This window comes from Parasediminibacterium schistidii (assembly GCF_046546515.1).
Lineage (GTDB): Bacteria > Bacteroidota > Bacteroidia > Chitinophagales > Chitinophagaceae > Parasediminibacterium.
Map to the genome: position 1 here is coordinate 1 of NZ_JBKHKJ010000090.1, position 995 is coordinate 995.

Below are 995 nucleotides of genomic sequence, written 5' to 3' on the forward strand. Positions count from 1 at the left end.
TAAGTAATCAGCCATAATTATCTTAATACAAACTGAAATGGTTTATAGTCGATAAATAGGCTTTTTCCTACTGCCTCGAAAATCAATTTAGTTGAATAAAACAATTGTTCTTTTGTATGGTAATCCTTTGGTGTCAACCACCTTCCTTTTAGTTCTTTCCAGAACCTTTCAATAATGTTTAGGTGTGGTGAATATGGCGGCAGGAAGAATAGGAACAACCCCCGCTTTGCCCATATAGGGAGCATTGCCTTCACCTTCTTTGACTGGTGTATCTTTGCATTGTCCAAAACAACTACCGTTTGCTTTTTTATCTGGAAAGAAACCCTATCTAATAGCCCTATCACAAAATCCGATGTAATATTTTCGGTTGTTGTTTGATAAAAGAACCTATTGTCCCTTGCCAATAGCCCGAAGCAGTTGATATGTGCCCCCTTTGCCGATTCTATACATACGCTTTCATCGCTGAACTGCCACCCGTAAGGCACATAACCTTCTTCCGACACTTGGCTCTCATCCCCATAATACAAATCTATCCATCCCTTTTCGTACTGTGTCTCCAGCAGGGAAAGCTGCTCCAGCTTCACATTGTAATAATCCTTGTCGCATTTGCCTTTGGGCCGCTTCCTTATGCGCTTGTAATTGCAGTGATGCTTTTTAAAAAACGGGTTAGCGTACGCTGGCTGAACTGTTTGCCCAACCCTTGTTCTATCAGCAATTTAGCCTGCGACAAACGTTGCCGTTCCTCAATAACCGCATCCCTGACAATGCCAAGGTCGTCATTGGACAATATCGCCTTGCGGCCACGGCCATGTTTCGTATATAAACCAGATAAACCCAACTTCTCAAAACGCCTTACCCAGCCATCTACACTCACGCGACTGTACCCTGTCAAGTTACCTATCTTTGAAGAGCTGAAACCCTTGGCCTTTAAAAGAACCATTTGGCAACGCTGCCGCACACAATGACGGCTATCTGTTCGAAAACAATGTTCTAAA

2 protein-coding genes are annotated in these 995 nt (G+C 42.9%); both read right to left on the reverse strand.

The annotated features are described in order from the left end of the window. Positions 1-17: 17 nt before the first annotated feature. Positions 18-716: an IS630 family transposase gene (locus ACHFIY_RS19280; RefSeq protein WP_410847765.1), complete on the reverse strand. Its 699-nt coding sequence runs from the start codon at positions 714-716 to the stop codon at positions 18-20. Then, the coding region (locus tag ACHFIY_RS19285) for a helix-turn-helix domain-containing protein (protein ID WP_410847764.1) at positions 626-995 on the reverse strand (370 nt) is incomplete at its 5' end. The genes ACHFIY_RS19280 and ACHFIY_RS19285, both read right to left, overlap by 91 nt.